Annotated in this window: 19 protein-coding genes and 1 pseudogene; 7 read left to right on the forward strand and 13 right to left on the reverse strand. The window is 56.0% G+C overall.

The window, feature by feature from the left end; all coding sequences use genetic code 11:
- Window positions 1-79: 79 nt before the first annotated feature.
- A complete protein-coding gene (locus tag FKG94_RS23015) occupies window positions 80-1,138 on the reverse strand; it encodes a GGDEF domain-containing protein (RefSeq protein ID WP_179957772.1) in 1,059 nt (352 codons plus the stop codon).
- 197 nt (window positions 1,139-1,335) lie between these two features.
- On the opposite strand from FKG94_RS23015, the gene FKG94_RS23020 reads away from it, so the two are divergent.
- Window positions 1,336-1,665 (forward strand): DUF4156 domain-containing protein, encoded by a 330-nt coding sequence (locus FKG94_RS23020; protein WP_218943617.1) that lies wholly within the window; start codon window positions 1,336-1,338, stop codon window positions 1,663-1,665.
- 78 nt (window positions 1,666-1,743) lie between these two features.
- Here the strand turns inward: FKG94_RS23020 and FKG94_RS23025 are convergent, their stop codons facing one another.
- From FKG94_RS23025 to FKG94_RS23050, 6 genes are all read right to left on the reverse strand, one after another.
- Window positions 1,744-2,073: a MazG-like family protein gene (locus tag FKG94_RS23025; protein WP_142929307.1), complete on the reverse strand. Its 330-nt coding sequence runs from the start codon at window positions 2,071-2,073 to the stop codon at window positions 1,744-1,746.
- Between the two features lie 62 nt (window positions 2,074-2,135).
- Window positions 2,136-2,327, reverse strand: a complete 192-nt coding sequence (locus FKG94_RS23030) for a hypothetical protein (RefSeq protein ID WP_142929308.1) — start codon at window positions 2,325-2,327, stop codon at window positions 2,136-2,138.
- A 247-nt stretch (window positions 2,328-2,574) separates the two neighbouring features.
- The gene (locus FKG94_RS23035; RefSeq protein WP_142929309.1) at window positions 2,575-3,531 is read right to left on the reverse strand and encodes a carbon-nitrogen hydrolase family protein; all 957 of its coding nucleotides are present in this window, start codon (window positions 3,529-3,531) and stop codon (window positions 2,575-2,577) included.
- A 13-nt stretch (window positions 3,532-3,544) separates the two neighbouring features.
- Window positions 3,545-4,441 carry an endonuclease/exonuclease/phosphatase family protein gene (locus tag FKG94_RS23040; RefSeq protein WP_142929310.1) on the reverse strand — a complete coding sequence of 299 codons (897 nt, stop codon included), beginning with the start codon at window positions 4,439-4,441 and terminating at the stop codon, window positions 3,545-3,547.
- A gap of 245 nt (window positions 4,442-4,686) precedes the next feature.
- Window positions 4,687-7,809: an efflux RND transporter permease subunit gene (locus FKG94_RS23045; protein ID WP_142929311.1), complete on the reverse strand. Its 3,123-nt coding sequence runs from the start codon at window positions 7,807-7,809 to the stop codon at window positions 4,687-4,689.
- On the reverse strand, window positions 7,806-9,056 hold the full coding sequence (locus tag FKG94_RS23050; protein WP_142929312.1) for an efflux RND transporter periplasmic adaptor subunit: 1,251 nt from the start codon (window positions 9,054-9,056) through the stop codon (window positions 7,806-7,808). The genes FKG94_RS23045 and FKG94_RS23050 overlap by 4 nt, the downstream gene beginning before the upstream one ends.
- A 464-nt stretch (window positions 9,057-9,520) precedes the next feature.
- Between FKG94_RS23050 and FKG94_RS23055 the strand changes: the two genes are divergently transcribed.
- Window positions 9,521-10,312 (forward strand): thioesterase family protein, encoded by a 792-nt coding sequence (locus tag FKG94_RS23055; protein ID WP_142929313.1) that lies wholly within the window; start codon window positions 9,521-9,523, stop codon window positions 10,310-10,312.
- Window positions 10,313-10,343: 31 nt separating this feature from the next.
- Here FKG94_RS23055 and FKG94_RS23060 read toward each other — a convergent pair whose 3' ends face one another.
- On the reverse strand, window positions 10,344-10,730 hold the full coding sequence (locus tag FKG94_RS23060; RefSeq protein WP_142929314.1) for a DUF2237 family protein: 387 nt from the start codon (window positions 10,728-10,730) through the stop codon (window positions 10,344-10,346).
- A gap of 137 nt (window positions 10,731-10,867) precedes the next feature.
- Entirely contained in the window at window positions 10,868-11,230 is a 363-nt protein-coding gene (locus FKG94_RS23065; protein WP_142929315.1) for a YbaN family protein, read from the reverse strand.
- A gap of 952 nt (window positions 11,231-12,182) precedes the next feature.
- Between FKG94_RS23065 and FKG94_RS23070 the strand changes: the two genes are divergently transcribed.
- The 4 genes from FKG94_RS23070 (at window position 12,183) to FKG94_RS23085 (ending at window position 18,585) form a co-directional block, all read left to right on the forward strand.
- Window positions 12,183-12,713 (forward strand): hypothetical protein, encoded by a 531-nt coding sequence (locus FKG94_RS23070; RefSeq protein WP_142929316.1) that lies wholly within the window; start codon window positions 12,183-12,185, stop codon window positions 12,711-12,713.
- Window positions 12,714-12,779: 66 nt separating this feature from the next.
- Window positions 12,780-16,586, forward strand: a complete 3,807-nt coding sequence (locus FKG94_RS23075; RefSeq protein WP_142929317.1) for an RHS repeat domain-containing protein — start codon at window positions 12,780-12,782, stop codon at window positions 16,584-16,586.
- 2 nt (window positions 16,587-16,588) lie between these two features.
- Window positions 16,589-17,914, forward strand: coding sequence for an RHS repeat-associated core domain-containing protein (locus tag FKG94_RS23080; protein WP_142929318.1), 1,326 nt, complete (start codon window positions 16,589-16,591; stop codon window positions 17,912-17,914).
- Window positions 17,911-18,585, forward strand: a complete 675-nt coding sequence (locus FKG94_RS23085; RefSeq protein ID WP_142929319.1) for a hypothetical protein — start codon at window positions 17,911-17,913, stop codon at window positions 18,583-18,585. The genes FKG94_RS23080 and FKG94_RS23085 overlap by 4 nt, the downstream gene beginning before the upstream one ends.
- 216 nt (window positions 18,586-18,801) lie before the next feature.
- Here the strand turns inward: FKG94_RS23085 and FKG94_RS23090 are convergent.
- A pseudogene (locus FKG94_RS23090) lies at window positions 18,802-18,942 on the reverse strand (transposase); the annotation flags it as partial.
- Window positions 18,943-18,966: 24 nt separating this feature from the next.
- Here FKG94_RS23090 and FKG94_RS23095 point away from each other — a divergent pair.
- A complete protein-coding gene (locus FKG94_RS23095; RefSeq protein ID WP_142929320.1) occupies window positions 18,967-19,611 on the forward strand; it encodes a hypothetical protein in 645 nt (214 codons plus the stop codon).
- Between the two features lie 232 nt (window positions 19,612-19,843).
- On the opposite strand, the gene FKG94_RS23100 is transcribed toward FKG94_RS23095, so the two are convergent.
- The 3 genes from FKG94_RS23100 to FKG94_RS23110 form a co-directional block, all read right to left on the reverse strand.
- Window positions 19,844-21,025, reverse strand: a complete 1,182-nt coding sequence (locus tag FKG94_RS23100; protein ID WP_142929321.1) for an AI-2E family transporter — start codon at window positions 21,023-21,025, stop codon at window positions 19,844-19,846.
- Between the two features lie 63 nt (window positions 21,026-21,088).
- Window positions 21,089-21,364, reverse strand: coding sequence for a hypothetical protein (locus FKG94_RS23105; protein ID WP_142929322.1), 276 nt, complete (start codon window positions 21,362-21,364; stop codon window positions 21,089-21,091).
- On the reverse strand, window positions 21,361-21,801 hold the full coding sequence (locus tag FKG94_RS23110; protein ID WP_142929323.1) for a hypothetical protein: 441 nt from the start codon (window positions 21,799-21,801) through the stop codon (window positions 21,361-21,363). Before FKG94_RS23110 ends, FKG94_RS23105 begins: the two co-directional genes overlap by 4 nt.
- Between the last annotated feature and the right edge of the window lie 6 nt (window positions 21,802-21,807).

A 21,807-nucleotide genomic window follows, 5' to 3' on the forward strand; every position in this document is an offset into this window, starting at 1 on the left:
TTATGCCTGGCGGGGGTGGTCCGGTAGCGATAAAAGCCGCCGCCGGGCGGTAAGTGTGGGGTTCATGTCCGCAGCGGCCCTAGGTTGCGCTTTTGGTCAGCGCTGCCAGGTGCAGTTCCTGGGCGATCGCCACCCGATCCCGGCCCTCCTGTTTGGCTCGATACATGGTCATATCCGCCGCCCGCAGCAGGTCGCTCGACTGATTGTGGGGATTCGGCCGACTGGCGGCCACACCCATGCTGGCGGTCACCGAAATCGACTGGTCGCGGTATTGGAGATTGGCACTGCGCAGGCGCTTGAGGATGCTCTCGGCCATGTCCACGGCGCTGTCGAGGGCGGTGTTGGGCAGCAACAGGGCGAACTCTTCGCCGCCGTAGCGGCAGATAATATCGCTCGGGCGCCGCACGACCTTGGTAAAAATATTGCCAATAAGCTGCAGGGTGTGATCACCGGCCTGGTGGCCGTAGGTGTCGTTGACCTGTTTGAAGTGATCGATGTCCACCATGATCAGTGCCAGTGGTGTGTGTTCCCGCTGGGCACGCTTCCATTCGTTATCGAAATGGGTGTCGAAGTAGCGGCGGTTTTTCAGTCCGGTCAGGGGGTCCTCCAGACTCAGCGATGCCAGCATCCTGTTGGCCTTGGCTATTTCCTGGCGCTGGGCTTTCAGGCGGTCGCGCATTTTCTGGCTGTAGTTGGCGATAATCGCAACCCAGGTGACAATCAGGCTGTAACTGATAAATTCGATTAAGTTGTAACGCCAGTCATAGTCATAGGGGTACTTCAGAAAGTAGGAGAGATTGGCAATGACCATGCCGGCGATGGCGATACAGGGCACCAGGTAGAAACTGTGCCTGATAAAATCAAAAATGCTGTACAGCATCACCATGATACTGACCAGGGCGATAACGCCTTTCAACTCCGGCGCTTCGGTAAAAGCGATCACCACCCAGAAGAAGCCGACCAGAATTTGCTCGGCGGACATGCTGGGATCGCGCAGGCGCAGATTGAAGTTGTAGATAATGGCGGCCAGAAAAAGCCCCTGGATGGCCAGCGCCAGGGCAATATAAGTGACAAGTCGGTGTACGGGCGTGGTGATGACATCCAGTGCCACGGCCATGCCGAGCACACACCAGATCATGACGTAGGTTACGAATCCCAGTATAAACCGCTGCAACCTTAGCTTTTGATTTTTGCTTTGGTTCTCTGTCGGTGCCATGGATACTTGTTACAATGGACTTTTTAAGTGCCAGAGAAATAGGGGTTGGCCGAGCTACTGCCGTATCATATAACGAGTCTTTAACCAGGTATATTAAAGTTATGTCGAGGAGATTGATATTGCGTGCTTTTCGAGGTTTTTCGTTGCGAATTGTGGCGTCGATCATATTGGTGGCCAGTGCCGGGTGTGCCTGGGTTGAGCTGACACCGGGGGCGCGGGATGTTGCTGTGATCAGCGCCGAGGAGGCCGAGGGGTGCAAGCTGGTCGGCAGGACCACCGCCCGCTCGCTCGACAAGGTGGCGTTTGTTTCCCGCAGTGAAAGAAAGCTGGCCGTTGAGCTTGCCACCCTGGCCCGCAACGACGCCGCCGAGATGGGGGGCAATGCGGTGGTGGCGCAATCGGCGATCGAGGACGGGGCCCGGCGTTTTGCCGTTTATTCATGCCCTTGAGCTATTTGAGTTCTTAACATGGGCGTTGCCAAGCCCGGCCGCCGCGCCGTAACACGCAAATTCGATCTTTAGCGGCGGCTATTCCAGGTTATCCGGCATGGCGGTGTGGAGTTGTTCGTTTTTCTCCGCCTTTTGCAAAACGGCCTGCTCCAGGTCGATACCGGTTTTATTCGCCAGCGCCAGTAACAGAAAGAAGGTGTCACTGATTTTGTCGGCGATTTCCGCTTTGCGTTCGGGAATCAGACCCAGGCTCAACGACTCCTCCTCGGTTACCCACTGGTAGTGAGACAGGATGTTGGCGGACGCCACGCAAAGGGCTGACGATAAATTTTTGGGGGTGCGGAACACCTGCCAGTCGTTGTCTTCGCAGAGTTTGTTATATTGGTCGAGTACTTTATCGAGATCCATTTTTTGTCACCGAATCGTTGATCACCGCAGGTGATGCTGTATTTTATCCATGGTTGTGCCGGCTAAACCGGGCTGAAACGACCGTCTTCCATCTCCTTTTGGGTACGCAACCAGCGGACACCCGTATCGATACTTTTATATTCGTAGAAAGGTTGCGCATTGTGCTCCAGCAGTCGCTCTTCTGTGGGCAGAGCAATTATTTCATAGATACCGCCACTTTTCAGGTGTTTTACCTGTTGACCGGGTTTAAACATCAGTGCCTCTGCGATGTGTGTTGCTGTCGTGGCGTCGAGGACAGTTGCGATTGCGCCTGTGTCGAGCCGGTTTTGAAACCCGGGTTGAGGCGAATGGTGCTCGCCCCAGGCGCCTACCCACAGTATTCTTAATCGAGGTCAATAGAACTGGGGCAGAGATCAATAAATTGGCGCAAAACCTCTTAAGTATGACCACCACCAAAAGTAGGCGCCTTAAGCAAGCACCATTCGAGTTGAGACGACATACTCAATCCAAAAACTTTACCACCGCCTGCCGCTCCCGGGAGACGGTCAGGCGGGTGACATCGGGCCGTGAGTAGTGACCGGAAGGATCGAAGTTGTGGCGCTCCTCGAGCACCAGGTTGTGGTCGATATCCGCCACCTGAATCGCTTCGCTACCGACTACCGGCTCGATCACCCAGTCGCCGTTCGGGGCGGCGACGCAGGAGCCGCCATTGGCGTAGTACGCCTGCGGGTTTTCCAGTATCAGGTCCAGGTTGGGGGTGTCCTCGGGAAAGTCCTCCCTGCGCATCAGTCCGCAGGCCGACATCACATAAGAGCGGGATTCCTTGGCGATAAAGCGGGTAATATCGTGGGTATTGTGCTCGCCACCGGGCCAGATAGCCACGTGTAAATCCTCGCCCTGGGCGTAGAGTGCGGCCCGCGGCAGGGGCATCCAGTTCTCCCAACAGTTGAGTCCGCCGACGGTAAACGGACCCACGCGGTGTACGCGCAGGCCGTTGCCGTCGCCGGGCGACCAGGTCAGCCGCTCTTCATAGGTGGGCATCAATTTGCGGTGTACCGAACCTATCTCGCCATCCGCGCTGATATAAACCATAGCGCAATAGAGGCTTTTACCGCCGCGATCGGCGGCGTTCTCGATGCAGCCGACGTAGGCGGCGATACCCAGCGAGCGACAGGTTTGGCAAAGGGGGTCGAGGTGGCCGTCGGCAATCGATACCGCATTGCGCAGATAGTGGGCGTGAATTTGCTTTTGTGCTTTGACGTTGAACTCGGAACCGTTGGTGACCGAGAGCCAGAACGGGTAACCCGGTAACAGCGCCTCGCCGAAAGCGACAAGCTGAGCGTCCATGTGTGCTGCCGCTTCGATGGCGGCGATGATTTTTTCGGTGGTGGCCTCGCGATTGAGCCACACCGGGGCAATTTGAGCAAAAGCAATTTTCAGTTGGTTGGGCAATGTCATTCTATGCGGTCTCTTATTCGGCGGCGACCGGCTGCACCGCGGTGCCGTGTCGCAATGTGGCCGCCTCTGTGTCGTGGAGCGGCTGCTTCCAGGTCAGCGACACCAGCATGGGATTGTGGTCGGAAAATTCTGTTGCCGGCGCGTCGCTGTCAATCGCCGTCAGGCCGCGTACCAGAATGTGGCCGAGCGGCCTGCCGAGAAAGCGCCGGCGCCGGTCTTCGGTAAAGGTGACGGCGGTAAGCGACAGGCGTTGCGCAGCAGCCTCCAACAATGCCAGCCGGCGGCCGTTCCAGGTATTGAAGTCGCCGGCAAAAATAATCGGCCCGCGGTGCTCGGCCAGTACTGCGACGACATCCTGCAACTGGCGCTGGTAATGGGCGACACCGAGACTGAAGTTGACGCCGTGAATATTGGCAACCAGCAGGTGCTGGTTGCTGTTTTCGATGGCAAAGCGGGTAATGGCGGTGGCCTTGGGGGTGCCGAGCCAGGGCTCGAGCGACGCCAGGTTGCAGCGGTCGAGCGGCGCCACCCGGCTCGCCGTGAGCACGCCGGTTTGCTGTGAACCGGTGTGGTAGCCGGGCGCAAAATGCCGGTGCCGGTGGTATGCCAGGGGTTCGGTCAAACCGTTGTCGTTCACCGCCTCCTGGATCAGTAACAGATCCCGGTGCCGGCTCAGCGCCCGCAGTTGTGTTTCCCAGCCGGGTTGCGAACCTTTTTGCAGATTCCAGTTCAGCAGGTTGATACCGCTGGCCAGGCCGTGGTCGGAGCTGGCCGGTGCCTGCCGGAACTGTTGGATACACTGTTGTGCCTGATCCTCGCGAATAGGTTTGACGGGCCCCCAGGCGCTACAGGCGCCAAAGAGCACACAGGCGGAGAGAATGGTTAGGTGTTTGTAGGTGTATTTGCACATGGATGAAACGCTGATCGGCCGGTGCGATGGACTAATATATAGTTGATTGCGCGGGAGTTAAAGGGTTTGCCGGTTGGCAAAAAGTCATACAACAGTGTGTCATGCAAAAGTGAAGCTATCACCGATAAACCCTGAAGTTGTAAGCCTTTAAAAACCGGAAAAGAAGCCTGTAGGTAGATGTGAAGCTCGAGCCTGATCCAACCTCGAGCGCCTCGTTCTTAAACAGCGCTGTGCACAACCCGCAGTCAGCGCGCCAGCGGCTCGGGGTTGCGCAGTTGCCGCAGATAATCGCTGACCGCGCTTTGCAACTGTGCCGTCACCAGGTAATTGACCGGCACCAGAATCAGGGTAATGAAAGTCGCAAACAGAATGCCAAAACCCAGTGACACCGCCATGGGTATCAGGAACTGGGCCTGAGTCGACTTTTCGAACAACAGCGGCATCAGCCCGATAAACGTGGTAATCGAAGTCAGCATAACCGGTCGGAAACGGGCTGCACCGGCATTGAGAATGGCTTTTTGCAGCGACAGGCCCTGTTTGTTTTTATTGATGAAGTCCACCAATACCAGGCTGTCGTTTACCACCACGCCGACCAGCGCCATCATACCGAGCAGGCTCAACAGGGTCAGATCCTTGCCCATAATCAGGTGACCGGCCACTGCACCGATAATACCGAACGGGATCACCGACATCACAATCAGCGGTTGCAGATAGGACTTAAATGGAATGGCCAGCAGACAGTAGATAATGAACAGCACAAACACAATACCCAACCCCAGCGAGCCGAACGACTCGCGCTGCTCTTTCGCCTCGCCCTCGAAACTGTATTTGACATCCGGGTTTTGCGCCAGCAGTTGATCGATATACGTCTGCAAATCCCGTTGCAGCACCACCATATTGGCCTGCTGTTTGTTGACATCGGCGGTCACATTGACGGTGCGGTAGCGGTCGATACGGTAGATGGCAGCCGGGCTTTTGCCGGGTTTGAGCAGTGCCACCTGCTCCAGCGGCACACGCCGGCCGTCGGCGGTTTTGATCCGCAGGTCTTTCAGATTTGCTATCGCCGAGCGCTCCGCTTCCGGGTAGCGCACCATGACCCGAATGTCGTCTCTGCCGCGCTGGATACGCTGCACCTCGGCACCGAAAAAAGCCTGTCGCACCTGGTTGATAATGTCGGCGCGGCTGAGGCCGAGGGCATAGGCTTCGTCCGTCAACTCGAGCTGCAACTCCTCCTTACCGTCGGAGAGGCTGTCGGCGATATCGAAGACATAGGGATAGAGCTGCAAGCGCGCTTTGACCTTATCGGCGATAGCGGACAGGGTGTCGAGGTCGTTGCCGGAAAACTGGATATCGATAGGGTCGGAGACGCGCCCGATTTCGGCGCGAAACGTCAGCGTCTCCACGCCGGGCAAGACGCCGATAAGATCGCGCCACTGGCGGGTCAACTGCGAGCTGGTAATGGTGGAGGTGCGGTCCTCCGGCGCCACCACTTCAAGCCGCACCCGCCCGGTATGGGCGCCGCCGCTGCTGTTGGAGCCGGTGGAGGACTGGATATCGAGAATGATATCGAGGCCGGTGTCCGGATCGCGGTGTTGCGCTTTCAGCCGATAGGCGGCATCGGTAATTCTCTGCACATACGCATCGGTAATGTTGAATGCGGTACCGGTGGGCATGGTCAGGCTGGCGGTGGCGATTTCGCTCTGCACCCGCGGGAAAAATGTAAACCGCAGCCAGCCGTTACTGATCAAGGCGATAATCACCATCAGTATGCCGACAAACATCACCAGGGTCAGGTAGCGGTTGTGCAACGACCAGCGCAGCACCGGTTGGTAAAACCGCAGAATCATTTTTTCGAAGCCGTCGGCAAAGGACTGCTGCCAGCGTTCCAGTCTGCCGGGTTGGCGATCGGGGCGCAGCTTGATGGATTTCAAATGAGCCGGCAACACCAGTTTCGATTCAATCAGTGAAAATAAAAAAATCGGAATCACGACGACAGGAATCTGCGCAAACAACAGGCCGCGCCGTCCCTCCAGGAACGCGATCGGCAGAAACGCCGCGATGGTGGTCAGGATACCGAAAGTCACCGGCACCGCCACCTCCCGGGTGCCCTGGATGGCGGCCTCGAGACCGGATTCGGAGCGCCGCAGGTGGGTGTAGATATTTTCCCCCGTGACAATGGCATCGTCGACGACGATACCGAGCACCAGCAAAAAAGCAAACAGGCTGAATATGTTCAGCGTCACACCGAAAAACGGCATGGCGATAAACGCCCCCATAAAACTCACCGGAATGCCGATAAAAACCCAAAAGGCGATGGTGGGACGCAAGAACAGCGTCAGTAATATCAGCACCAGAATGCCGCCCTGGATCGCGTTCTGGGTCAGGGTCTGCAAACGCTTTTCCACAATCAGCGAGCGATCCCGCCACAGTGACAGTTCAAATCCCTCGGGCATGGTCGCCTGCCGCTCGGCGATATAGTCCTTTACCTTTTTCGCCACCCCGAGGGCGCTCTGATCGCCGACGCGATAGACGTCCACAAAGGCCGCCAGCTTGCCGTTAAAGCGACTGCGAAACGATGACTCCTCGAAACCGTCGTAGACCTGGGCGATATCCTTAAGGCGGATCAGGCTGCCGTCGGGCTGGGTCAGCACGACAATATTGTCGAAGTCATCGCGGCGATAGGCCTGGCCGCTGGCGCGAATTAAGATATCGCCGCCCTCGGTTTTAATATTGCCGGCTGAAACGTCCAGCGAGCTGTTGGCCACCGCCTGGCTGATATCGACCAGCGTCAGGTCGTAGTTGCGCAGGGTGCTCTCCGATACCTCGATCGCTATTTCGTAAGGGCGAACCGAGTCCAGTTCCACCTGGGTGACACCCGGCAAGCGCAGCAGATCGTCGCGAATCTGCTCGGCCTGGTATTTGACCTCCCGCTCGCCGTAAATACTCGCCACGGCGATGCTGATAACTTCTGCGCGACGTATGGCGAGACTGATAACCGGTTTCTCGGCGTTGACCGGAAAGGTGTTGATGGCATCGACCCGGCTTTTGACATCGGCCAGCAGCTCGCGCGGATCGTGGCCGGGCTCCACCTCGATATTGATCGAGGCACTGCCCTCGGAGGAGCGGCTGGTAATCTGTTCGATACCCTCGAGGTCCTGAATGGCTTCCTCGACCCGGATGGCCACCCCCTCTTCGGTCTCCTGGGGCGTGGCGCCGCGCAGTGAAACCGCCACGTTGATGCGCTGGGGATCGAGGGTGGGAAACACCTCCAGCGGGATGCGCTGGGTCAGTGACAACATGCCCAGCGCCAGCAGCGTAATCATCAGCAGATTCGCGGCTACATGATTGCGGGCAAACCAGGCGATCACCGGGAGACCTCCCCGGCTTCGGCGGTATTGGCCGTGTGTGGCACCGGTTCGGCGCCCGGCGGCCGCCGGGTTGCCCGCACCCGGGTGCCGCTGGCGACCTGGCCGAGGGGGGTTAGCACCAGTTGTTCCCCGGCCCGCAGGCCGGCGGCGACAATGGCCTCGGCACGGTTTTGCCAGGCCAGGGTGATATCGCGTCGCTCCAGAATCGACGTCTCGTTGCGCTGCTCCACCACGTAGACATAGCTGCCCTGGTAGATGGCGGTGTTGGGAATGACAATGGCGTTGTCCAGCAACCGCCCCTCTATCGTGGCGGTCACATACTGGCCGATCTTCAAAGGCGTTTGATCGGCCATCGCGGTGCCGAAGGGATCATCGATCTGCGCGATCACATGCAACTGATTGCTGTCGGCGTCGATGGCCCCGGCGGTGCGCACCAGCCGCGCCTGCCAGCGGCTGCCGTCGCCCAGGTTACTGTGGATGCTGACCCGGGGGGCCGTCTGCGGCTGTGTTTGAAAGCGGTCGGCCTCGGGCAGGTTGATATAACTCAATTCGCTGTTCTTCAGCGGCAGCGGTACCTCGACGAAGTCGATAGCGTAGATATCCGCCAACTGGGTGTTTTGGGAGACCACCTGACCCACATCGACGGTCTGCGACAGCACCCGCCCGGAGAAGGGCGCGGTGATCTGGGTGCGCTCGCGGTTGAGGCGGGCCTGGCGCAGCCGTGCCCTGGCGGAGGCCACGTTGGCCTTGGCGGCGGCCACCTGAGGCTTGCGCAGGGCAAAGTCGGTGGCGTTGCTGCCGGTGCGGGCGTCGGCCCACTCGGTGCGCGCCTGTTGGGCGCGGGCCTCCTCCTCGATCAGGGCCACTTCGGCGCTGGCCAGCTCGGCCGCGGCGGTTTCAATGGCAATATCGTAGTCGCGGGGGTCGATGGTGACCAGGTTGTCCCCTTTTTCGAAAAAACCGCCGGCGCGAAAGTGGGGGCTGATGTCGATAATCTGCCCGGCGACCTGCGAGGTCAGTTGGCTTTGGGTGCGGGGCCTGATGGTGCCGAACGACTGTATCTGGATTTGGTAGGCCCGCGGTGTCACCGCCAGGGTTTCCACGGCAATATCGGGTTGTGGCGGCTGTGCCTGCCGCTGGCTGGAGGGCTCGGTCCGGGTAATGGCCCAGGTGGCGAGGATAAAAGCGAGCAGCACTGCCAGTGGCAGGAGTTTTTTTGCGGTATTTCGGTTCAGTAAGGCCGTCATCTATGCATTCTGTGGTTGTAGGGTCTTTCTGTGATTGTAGGAACTCTGTAAGGATGTAGGGTTTTCTCGGCTCGCTGTGTCAATCTCGTTTTTGGTCAATACGCGGTAGCCCGCCGTATACTGCCAATGGCGCCCGACTGTTAACGGTCCCCTGCCGTCACGAAGGTCGCCGGCGTCAATCTTTAAAGACAGCCATTGACGGCATTCGGGCATTCGGCTGAGCTGGCTACGAAGGCAGTCTATTGATTGAATGTGCAGCAATTATGCAAGTCGTCCAGGGTAGCCCCCGCCGCAGGCGGTCTTGGCCGGGCGGGAAGCGCCCTGGCATCCCGATTACTATACGCCTGCCCTGCCGGACAGGATCAGCGGGCGTCCGGGCAGTCATGGCCAGCGATCCATGATACCGGGAAAAGCTGCTAGAATCCCACGCCAATTGCAGCCCCTAAACAGCAGACCCCCCAACTATGCTGAAGTTCGCAGAAGATACCCGCCTGGAACAGATTTCCGAACACCACTGGCGCGGTCGCATCAGCGCCGACTGGAGCATCGCCGGGGTGCCTAACGGCGGCTATATCATGGCCATCGGGGCCAGGGCATTGCAGGCGGCGCTGCCGCATCCACACCCGCTCACCGTCACTGCTTATTATATGGCGCCGGCCGAGCCGGGGCCGGTGGACTGTGAGGTGGAGGTATTGCGGACCGGCGGCTCCTCCTCCCACGGCTGTGTGCGCCTGCTTCAGAACCGGGTGTTGAAAGTGATGATGATCGGTGTTTTTGCCGACTTGACGCAGACCCGGGGCGAGAGCCGCAGTGTCCCCGCCGGGCCGGCCATCCGCCCCTATGACGAGTGTGTACGCCTGCGGATGCCGTTCGACTTTTCTTTTGGCCACCAGGTTTTACAGCGTGTCAACCCGGGCCAGGAGCAGAGCTTTACCGGTCAGCCCGACGGTCGCGGCCAACTGAGCGGCTGGCTCGAACTGGCCGACGGACCCAGCACCGATCCGCTTGCGCTGTTATTGTTTGCCGACGGTTTTCCGCCACCGGTGTTCACCTTCTACGGGCCTACCGGCTGGGTGCCGACCCTGGAACTGACCGTGCAGGTGCGAGGCCTGGCGCAGCCGGGGCCGATTCAGTGCCATTTCGAGACCAATTACCTGACACGCGGGGTGTTGGAGGAGGACGGCTATCTCTGGGACAGTGATGGCCAGCTCGTTGCCATCAGTCGCCAGACCGCCAAATTCCGCCTGCCCAAATAGCGCCGCCGGCTCGAACAGTGCTGGCGGCCTTTCAATTTAAATCCAAAGCGTATTCGCGCAGCAGCTTCATGGGCACTGTCGCCAGCGCTTTGATATGGGTTCGGTTCAAAAATACTTTTGGCGCCATTCCCCGCCGGTGCGCCTCGAGCCAGCGGGCGGCGCACAGGCACCAGCGGTCGCCGGCCTCGAGCCCCGGAAAGCCGAACTCCGGTCGCGGGGTCGAGAGGTCGTTGCCCTGGAAGCGTGAGTACTCCAGAAATTCCCGGCTCACTTCCACGCACACGGTGTGGGAGCCGATGTCCTGACTATTGGTATTGCAGCAACCGTCGCGAAAGAAGCCGGTCATAGGTTCTTCGCTGCAGGACTGCAAGGGCTCGCCAAAGACATTGAGGGATTCATCGATTTCCGTGGTGGTCATAGCTTGCCTCGCAGACTGCTCAGTTTCCGGCTGTTTTAATAATGTAAGTGATGGTGTCGGGGGTTGCCAATCATATAGGATGGCTGAACGGCGGTGTGCGATCCTGATAATGGATACCTGATTAAAGCTTGTACAGGTTAGCAGTCGGGACATACTTTCAAGCGCCACACGGAGATAAAGCCTATGGCGACCAGCACGCCGCCGGCGAACTGCAGCCACCCCGCGGGAACGAAAAAGAGCACCGAGCTGCCTCCGACACCGATCACCATAAACAGCGCCAGCCGTCTAACGTTGCGGCTGATGCAGTGGTTTTCGTCCCAGCGCCGGATCATCGGGCCAAACAGGCGACTGTTGAGCAGCCAGGCGTGCAGGCGCGGTGAAGACCTGGCGAAACACCAGGCGGCCAGCAACACAAAGGGCGTGGTGGGTAACAGTGGCAGCACGGCGCCGATACCGCCCAGCAGCAGAGATAAGAGACCGAACAGCACCCACAGATTCATGGTCTAGCAGCGCTCGGTTGCTCGCAAATACGTTGGCATATAAAACTCACTCGCGGACAACTGTGGATGGCGATATTACCAGCGGCCGCGCGGGATGGATAGCCTCCGGCGATCCAACAGTCTTAAGTAGAGGGACGCCTGCCACTGAGCAACTTAAAGGACATTTGCCGCGTTGTGTAAGTCTGGCGATATAGGCCTAAGTTGCTCAGTGGCAGGCGTCCCTCAAGGCGTAAGCTGATAGTTGTTTCTGTCAACCAATATTCAGGCGTCTTTGGATAAAAAATTTCATAAGACTTCTATGATGTAGGCCGTCACAGGCCGGGTAACAATCAACTGGGATTTTCCACACCCCGTTGTGTCGAATACATTTAGCCTACTTTATCGAAATGTATATCACGTGGTTGTCTTGAAAGCATTGCAGTAAATGCGTCACCCAAAAAAACAGCAATGGCCGTTGCATATTACCCCAACTTTTTTAACAAAATGCGGAAGCTTTCTTTGCGAAATTAACAAAGAAGGGGATGTCTGCAACTTAGCAACTGAATAAAATTTGCTGCGTTATGTAAGCTCGATGACATACGACTAAGTTGCAGGCGTTTCTCAAGACACTGGGATTTAGGAATGCTTAAAGAACAGGCCAGGTAAACGCAGCAGTATAAGGTGAGAGATAGTGTTGGCTTTTGCAACAAAGTGAGGACTACAGTAGATTTTATAGGCTACTCACTTCTGAGGTCCAATTTTATTGGCTCCTATATTGTAAAAATAGGCGTAACAATAACGCCATTGAGGTTTTATAGTTGAGTCTGTTTTCAGACGAAAAAAGTGTTTTGGATTGTTGTATTTTACGTGAATAAGGCGTTGATAAATGCAACTCAAAAGTGAATGTTGAATAGTGAAAAATGATTGAGGAAATCGCAATTTTCCCACTGAAAATTTTCAAGGAGTGAGCGTCATGTCTGTTTCTGTAAAAGTTGGTCTTGTGGTTGCTCTGTTTTTATCTCTCCTGTTTTTTTTGCTCTATACCCCTCAACGTGCTCCCGATGGCGCTGTAAGCCGGAACGGTCTCCCCGATAAGTATTATGCCGAGGGGAAGGCGGTTGCGAGTCTCTCCGGGCGTGCAGAGGAACCACTGCACGCGCCGAAGGTCCACCGGCACAACAGTGCCACCGCTTCCCGGAACGGCACCGCCGCTTCCGATAACAGCGCCGCCACTTCCGGCAAAGCATCCATCGAAAACGACAACCTGCTTGTGCACCGCGAGACCGATCATGCCGGACAAACGACAGTCGCCGTTGAAAACCCTGTGCTCGACCCAACAGCGCAGGCACGTTTGTCCGAGAGTCAAGCGCGCACGTCCAGACAAGCCGTGCGAGACATTCCTGTGACGCGTCAAGAGCACAAGATACCCCCGACGCAGTTTGTCGGGTCCTACACTGCGCGTGCTGCTGAGGCCGGCGAGCCCGCGAAAGTGGACAACGAGTAAATCATTCAGTCGTGAGTCGATCGGCAACGCCCTTGCCGATGTCATCATTGAAAGGAGTTTAAGACGATGGTTAAGTATTTAGTGAAGTCTGTCTGTTGCGGTGCCTGGCTACTGTGGGCCGCCGGTGCGGCCGCCGAGGAAATACGCGATTACTATGCCGAGCCGGGGTTCAATCCCTTCAAGGAGACGATCAATCAACACTTCAACGAGAGCGTTGATCCCTTCTCCGGCACGTTGCAACTCCAGTACACCGATATCCTGGTGCCGGGCAACGGCGGACTGGATATTCGTGTGAATCGCGTCTACACCAGCCTGCAAACCAATGCCTATCCGGTGCGCTCACTGACGGGGTTGGGCTGGTTGATGCATTTTGGCCGTATTGTCACCACCAACCGCCATGCCGACAAATTGTGCAACCAGAGCCTTTGGTCGGTCAGTACACGGGATAACCCGTCTTTGGAACACCCCGATGGTGGCCGGGAAATCCTCGTGCTCAATGCGATCGACAACGACAACACCTTGATCACCCGCAGCAATTGGAAAGCGCAGTGCGACGGCCTTAACCCCGGCATGGTGGTGACCGCGCCCGACGGTACGACCTATACCATGGATCGGTTTGACTACTACCAGGAAGAGCCCAGTTGGTTGACCACGCGCATCGAGGATATTCACGGTAACTGGATTCGCATCGATTATGAGGACAATGCCGCCGGCGAATCCTATATCGTCGCCGTCTATCGCAGTGAGGAAGGCGAGAGCCAGCCGGTGTTGCGTTATGGCTATGACGATGGCGGGGGCGCCTATGCCACGCCCCGGCTGGCCAGTATCGAGGCCAATGGCCAGCGCTGGGAATACGAGTATGCGGATATTCCCGGGTATACCAGGCCCCGCCATCAACTGGTCAGGGTGAGGCGACCGGACGGTAAAACCTGGGAATACGGTTACAACGGGAAAATCGATGATCCGGACCCGACCGATGGGGTGGTCGAAGACGGTCTGGGCAGCTACTCGCTTACACAGGTGAAGTACCCCAACGGTGCCCGCATTGACTACACCTACCAGTATGTGCAGTTTGACAAGGGATCGGCGTTGAGAACGACGGCGATAGAGACAAAAACCGTGTCCGGCGATGATATACCCGGTGGGACCACCACCTACGCGTTTGCGCCGCACAGTGTGCCCTATACCGATGCCGGTGGCGCTGGGTTACGCGTCGATGCGACCACGGTCACCACGCCCCATGCGAAGTATGTCTTTCACCACTATGGCAAAGACTTCATCCAGACAGGGCCCGGGTCCTACCAGTTTATCCTGCCCTCGTTTGTGGGGTTGTTGTACCGCAAGGCCACTTACACCTTGAACGACGTCTTAAAAGAGGTCGTGGTCAAGGCCTGGGGGCAGCGCAAGATCTCGAACGAAAATCTCTTTCACGGCGGTGATCGCAGTTGGTGGATTGAAGAGGAAACGAATTCGCCGGTGTTATTGGGCGAATATATCAGCCTGGACGGCAATGCGGACCTGAGCGGCGCCACCTCTTCACAAGGGGTCAATTACACCGACTATGATGCTTATGGGAATGTGCAAACCATCACGGAGTTTACCAATCTGCAGGGCGTGGCGGACAAAATCACCACGATCGCCTATGTCAATGATACGCAAAACTGGCTGCTCGGTTTGCCGGTGAGCGAAACGATCACTCACGGCAGTCAAGTGTTCACGACGCACCGCACGTACTTTCCCAACACCGATTTACTGAAAGAGGAGGATCGCTACGGTGTGATCACGCAATATACCTACACGCCAGCCGGCGACCTGGCATCCGTCACGGACGCGCGCGGCAATGTGACGCGCTATGGTGACTACAAACGGGGGATTGCCGCCCGAGAGGAGCGACCGGAAGCGGTGCTCCTGACACGGGTGGTCAATGACACCGGCACCCTGGCCTCGGAAACCGATGGGCGCGGGTATACCAAACGCTACGCGTATGATGGTTTAAATCGATTAACCGACATTACCTACCCCATCCACCTGCCGGTCTCCATAAGCTATCCGGGCAATACCCGGCGTCTGACGCGGGGCGCCTATCAGCAAACGGACTTTTTTGACCGGCTGGGACGCCGCATTGAGACCCGGCGGGTCGATACCGTCACCAACGAGACCATCAGTATGACGACGGCCTACGACGCCTCCGGGCGCACGGTGTTTGAATCCTATCCCAATACGCTCGACGGTATTGGGTATCGCTACGATGCGCTCGACCGCCCCCTCCGGAAAACCTATCCGGATGGGAGTTTTGTGAGTTATGGCTATAACGACTTCCTGATGGTTGAAACCAACGAGCGCGGCCATAGCACGCAAACGATTTATCGCACGGTGGGCATTTCAAGCCGGGCACCCTACCTGATTCGCCAGCCAGAGGCGGTGACGACCGTGATTCGGCGCAATATTTTTGATCAAATTACGGAGGTGTTTCAGGGGCAGGAACAAGCCAATGGCGGGCTACTGGGTTTTCCGCGAAACTTCACGTATGACACACGCCTGTTTTTAGTCGCGAAAACGGAACCGGAAATCGGGACCACGACCTATGGTCGAGACGCGGTGGGCAATTTAGTATCGTCAAGCGTTGCCGGCTCGGGGATTACCGCTTACGACTATGATGGCCTCAATCGGGTCACCCGGATCGACTACCCGCCCGGCACGGACGCGGTGGACTACACCTACGATCAAAACGATAACCTGACGAGACTGGTCTCCGGTATCACAGACTGGGCCTACGTCTACGATGCAAACAACAATCTCACTCAAGAGACCTTGATCGTCGGCACACCGACACCTCGCCAGTACGCCCTGCAGTATGGCTATGACGGACGGGATGTGCTGGCGAGCCTGGTCTATCCCGATGGTTTAACCGTCGACTATGCCCCCAATGCCCTGGGACGTGCGACACAGGTCGGGGGCTTTGCGACCAATGTGGTGTTCCACCCCGCCGGACAGGTGAGCGCCTATACCCTCGGCAATGGTGTCCAGGTCTCACAGACCTATGACCGGCGGTTGTTTCCGCAGACCATCGTGGCGGGGCCCCATGTGAATCTCACCTATACCTATGATCCGCGTGGCAATGTCACGACCCTGGTCGATGGTATCGACAGCACGCAAACGGTCTTTATGAATCAGTTCGGTGATTATGACGCCTTAGATCGGCTGCGCGAAGCCCGTGGCCCCTGGGGGCGTACCACGGTGAACTATGATGTGCGTGGCAATATCGTCGCCAAGTCTGACGGGGGCAGTGACAGCGTTCAGTATGGGTATAACAATGAACAGCTTGTCCAGCGGGAGGCCGGCAACACCGGTAGTCTGTTCCGGTACGATGTGTATGGCAATGTCAGGGAGAAAATCGGGTATTTGCGTCAACCCGATGGGTCGTTGATTGCCACGCGTCAAGATATTTATCGGTATGACGATGCCGCTCGGCTGATCGAGAGCGCTAGTGGCGGTGTCAGCAAACGCTACGTCTATGATGGCCACAATCTGCGCGCCTTCAGCCAGACCGGTGAGGGGCAGGACCTGCGATACAGTGTGTATGCCCGTGATGGCCAGTTGTTATTTGAGGAATCGGTCAGTGACTGTACCCGCACCAGTTATATTCGTTTAGGCAGCCTGCTGGTGGCGCGGTCGGACGCTGTGACTCTCCCGCCTGCACGGGGTGCGGCGGCGGATAGCAGGTCGGGTTGTACCGCACCACCGTTGGGGTTTAATCCGGACAAGGCCACCGGTGCTGATGTCGATACCGATGGATTCACGCATCGCCCTGAAACCGATGCCGTTCACCGTCTTATTTCCGCTAACGATCACGCTGCTCTGCTGGGAGATTAATCATGGCTATAGCGATAAAGTCACTGGAAGCCTGTGCTGATGCACGGGCGAATATCACAGTGCAAAAGGGCATTCTTCGACCGTTCGTCTTCTTGCTGTCGCTGTTGATCGGTTGCTTGTTGGTAAGCAGCGCTCACGCCGAGCGCACCACGACCTACTACCATACCGATGCGGTGGGTTCGGTGGTGGCGGCCTCGGATGAAACGGGCGCCCTGCTGTGGCGAAAAAGTTACCGCCCTTACGGTGAGAAGGTGGCCGATGGGGAGGGTAGCCTGCAATCGCTGTCGTTTACGGGTAAGCCCCACGATGAAGCGAGTGGGCTGACGTATATGGGGGCGCGGTATTACGATCCGGAGGTGGGTCGGTTTATGGGGATTGACGCTGTGGGTTTTCAAGATGATAATCCGATCAGTTTCAATCGTTATGCCTATGCGAATAACAATCCCTATAAATACGTAGACCCGGATGGTAACTTACCGTTTCTCGTCCCGTTTGTGGTGATCGTGGCCAAGGAGGTGGCGGCGGAGGGTTTTGAGCGGGCGACGGGGCTGCCGGCGGTGTTTTCGATGAAGGGGGCGGCGAAGTATCTTAGTAAGAGATTTTTGAAGAAGGAAGGGAAGAAGACGGCAAAGGGCGTATGTTGTTTTGTTGCCGGAACCGAAGTGCTGACTAAAGATGGCTATATGGCCATAGAGGATATTGTATTAGATCAGCTGGTTTATTCAAAGGATGTGGACACGGGAGAACAGGATTGGAAACCCGTTACGCAACTGTTTAAGAAGTACCGCAAGGTTTATGATTTAGTAGTTGTTGATGGGTTTGGAGAGGTACAATTAGTAGAAACCACGGATGATCACCCGTTTTATGTGATGGGTCGTAGTTGGGTTGAAACAATTGAGCTGCAGCCCGGTGATCAAATAGAAACGGAGGGGCATGGTTGGGTTGTTGTTCAATCAGTTGGTGATTCGGGTCGACATGACATAACCTACAATCTGGAGGTTGCGGATTATCATACGTATTATGCTACACAGCTTAATTTGTTGGTGCATAATTGTAATGCTGCAAAGAAAGAAAAAGGAAAGTGGGACACTCCGGAAAACTGGGCCAACAATGATCACGCGAAGGTGCGCGATAGACTGCGTAAGGAGAATGAGGGTTTTGAATCGGGCCGTCACAACGAATATCCTGCAGCTATGCGAAAAGAACTCAGACGGATGGCTGATGAGGCTGATGCTCGTGGAGATCTACCTGAGTATGGGCAGAGGCTCCGTGAAATTTCCAAAACCTATCAAAAGCGCGAAGGTGCGGCACATAGAGGGGGCCGATGACTGGCGATAATCAAATGGTTAAGCGAGTACCTGAATCTATTCTACGTGACATTGATAGTGCCCTGGCCATCGACGATATCGTACAAAAAGAGAAAATTTTTGATGCGCTAGTTGAGAGACTGAGTAGCTTGGAGGAGAGTGGAACGAGGGGGGAAGCTGCTTTTCTGATTGGTTATATTTATTATTTGCACCCCAAGAAAAAAGTGTCATCAGAGATAGAAAGTGGGATTCGTCAGAATCTTATGCTGGCCCTGAATGCGACGAAAGATCCTTCGGTAGAGGCACGTTCCAAACTGTATCTGGGGCATCAGTCATACGATAAAGGCGACTACAAGCCTGCTGCCAAGTGGTTTAGGTCTTTAAAGCTGGAATATCTACCAGACTACCTTCGTTTGAAGGCGTTAGAAATGAGGTTGTGTTGTTCTATCCGGAATGAAAACTTAGCCAGCTCACTTGATGAGTTCGATATGTTTGTTGCTCAGGTAAAAACTTTTCCAGTCGAAGATTTGTGGCCTCAAGAACTTGCTCGAACACTTAGGGAAAAACCCTGCAAACTAAATTTATTTGAGGCTCATCGTTTTCAAAAATCTGTGGAGAAATTGGATGATGCTGGGCAGTTTGGTAGATGGTTTTCCGAGATAGCTGAGGAAGTAGAGAACAGGGGACACTGATAACTTAACAACTTAACCAAGGAATAAAGGAGCTCTCGGCAAGTAAAGGATATGCCGAGGTTAGGAAAGCTCCATATAGCAGGTGGATATTATCATGTATTCGGACGCGGCTTAGAGCGTCGTCACACCTTCCAATAAGATGTCGATAAAGGACGAGTTGGTTTAAGTTGTTAAGTTATCAGTGTCCCCTAGCCCGTGTCCCCTAGCCCGCACCTAGCCCGCAAACTTGGCGCGCCATTTATAGAACTGAGCAGAGCTCATACCGTGCTCCCGGCAGAGATCGGGGACGGATACACCGTTCTCATTCTGCTTCAAAATGGCCAGTATCTGGCTATCGCTGTAACGTGACTTTCTCATAGAAAACTCCTCTCCGGTATTTTAATGGAATTTTCTACTTATAACCTCTGCGGATTTTTGGGGGGACTACATTACAACCGCCTTAAACAGACAGATGGCCCATTATTTCGAGGCCGTTACAAATCCATACTGGTCGATGCCAGCGAATATCTGCTCCAGGTAAGTCGCTATATTCATCGCAACCCGGTGGAGGCCCGGAAACCTTTGGTTAACCATCTAGTGTCCTACCCCTGGTCGAGTTATAGCACCTATGTGACGAAGCGAACTTGCCCGGCGTGGCTGTGCCGCGAGCCAATCTACGCGGAAATCGGTGGTACATCAGCGAGGCAGGCCTATCGGGCGTATGTTGAAGAAGGTGTGGATGGAGAAATCCGCGAGTTTTATGGCAAGCCCGGGTTTTCTGTAATACTGGGGTCGAAAGTGTTTAGGGAAGAAGCGTGTGCGAATGCGATAAATGGGGGCCGGGAAGTATCGCGGAAGGGTTTAGTGGAGCCAGTGCCGATTGCAACGGTGTTAGGTGCTGTTTCGACCTACTACGGATGTGAAAAAACATCGATTACTGTTAGCCGGCGCGGCCCTAGGGCGAATATACCGCGCTGGATAGCCATGAAGTTGTGCCAGGACTTCTGTGGCCAACCACTTAGTGAAATCGGAAGGCCTTTGGAGTAGGTCATTACTCGACGGTATCGCAAACAATAGGGCGTCTTAGGGCTCTGTAAATACTATTAGTCAAGATTTGACCCCCTGATCTGATCTGTAAACAGCGCTGTTGTTGCCGCCGAGCCGCGTTCCAGACAGGCGATTGCGGATAATATGTACAAAATTTGAAATTTTTTCAACCTATAGCGCACCGGATTACAAGCGCAACGCCAGACAAAACGAGTCCAGCGCAACGCTTGCATTACGATGAACGCTCAATCAGATAGTTAAAGCCGCGCAAGGCGGGCACGTTTTCGCAGAGTATCTTGACGACGGTCAGTATCGGTGTGGCGAGCAGCGTGCCGGCAATCCCCCAGAGCCAGGTCCAGAATACAACCGCAATGAAGACTGCCGTGGGTGTCAACGACAGGCGATGGCCGACGACGGCAGGAGTAATGACCTGACCTTCCAGCAAGGTGATGACGACGAACACCGCCGGGGCCAGCATGGCGGTGCCCAGGTTGTCGAAGGTTATCAGCCCGACCAGGGCGAGCAATACCGTGACCACCATCGGGCCGATATAGGGTGCAAAGTTCAGTAAACCTGCAATTACCCCCCAAAAGAAAGGGTTGGGTATATCGAGAAGATACAGCGCAAACCCGACCACTATGGAGAGGCAGGCATTGATAATCGAGATAGTGCCCAAATAGACCGACAGTTCCTGGCGCATACTTTTGGAAAGCCTGACCAACATTCGTTTGTTGGACCAGTTGGTGCCCAGTTTGGTCACCTGGCGGAGGAAGTGATCGCCGGAAGCGAGCAGGAAAAATGTCAGCACCACGCAGATCACCAGTGATCCCGAAAACACCGGCAGGTCGTCGGTAATCAGTGACTCCATCCACGATGTCTCCTCGATTTCAACGACGATGGGTGCAGTGCCCTCCGGCAGCGGAAACTGTGCGTCTGCCAGTTGACTGACTTCATCGCCGACCGCCTGCAAATCGCTGAGCGAGCCTTTCACGGCGTAGAGCTTTTTATGCACGAGTCGCAGTTGATCCGGTAATTGATTGACCCAGCGCGCGGCAGGTTCTGCGATGAGGTTGATGGCGAGCACGAAACTCGTCATCAGGATCATCACTACTATGGCCGACGTCAATGCCTGGGGAACATGGTAGCGCTTGGCCCAACGCACAATCGGCGAGAGTAACGAGCTGAGCAGGCAGGCCAGTGTGATCGGGATTAGAATTTCTTGGGCTTGGTGGATAAACAGTCCCACTGCCAGTATTGTCAGTGTGGCCAGCAAGATGACTTTGGATTTCTCCAGTTTCCTGCTGCGCGCCTGACGGTTATAGGCCAGCTCGTCGGGTTTGGCAGCCAGTGTAGTGGCGGCGGGAGCCGGGTTGTCGATGTGGCTACCGGCGCTCTCCGTAATAGGGCGGGACATGAGGTCGCTCCGGGTTGGATGCAGATGTGGGTGGTGAAAGAGCCGCAGAGACGATATAGGCTGCTATTGACCACCGGTTGCCGGGTACACCAGCGCCAGTACATATTTGACCAGACCGAGGGAACTCAACGGCGTCATGCGTAAGTTTTTAGACTGCAGTGACTGCAACACCCCTCCGGCAATAAAGAAACCGGCGATCGTCGGGCCCTCGCCGATCTTTTTTATCAGATGCGCCTTACACCTGGAGGTCGCTAAAGACAGATTGCATCGATCTCGCTGCAAGCGTTGCGCACAGGCCTCGACAGTCTCTACTTGAGTGCGCACGAAAAAAGTTATCATGTTGGCTGCCTCTGCTGAGAAACGGATGTGTTGTTGTTTTCACCGGCTCTATTCAAGGTTCTCGGGAAGCCGATCAGGGCCAAGAGGCGCTGAACCTGAGTCCACAGCCAGGTAATTAAAGCCAGCTGAACGACCACAAACCCGGCAGCTATCGCAGTAACCGGCACGTCACTGGTGTAGGCCCAGTAGGCCAGCGCGGCGTTGAGGGAGACCCAAACCACCAGGATCAGCCCGCTTAGAAACATCGTGGATGCCGCCACCAGCCACAGTGCCCGCATCGATAGCTGCCACTCAGCCTGGGCCAGTTGAGCGGTGCTGGCCAAGCTGTTTTTTGCCTGGCTGGAGATATCCTGCAAACACTCGATCAGCGTCACCTCCTCGGTCTTTGAGGAGGGGGCATGCTCGGGATTGTCTCTTGCCGGCTCATTTTCGTTCATGAGTCA

Origin of the sequence: Exilibacterium tricleocarpae, from assembly GCF_007004655.1 — a bacterium.
GTDB classification, from domain to species: domain Bacteria; phylum Pseudomonadota; class Gammaproteobacteria; order Pseudomonadales; family Cellvibrionaceae; genus Exilibacterium; species Exilibacterium tricleocarpae.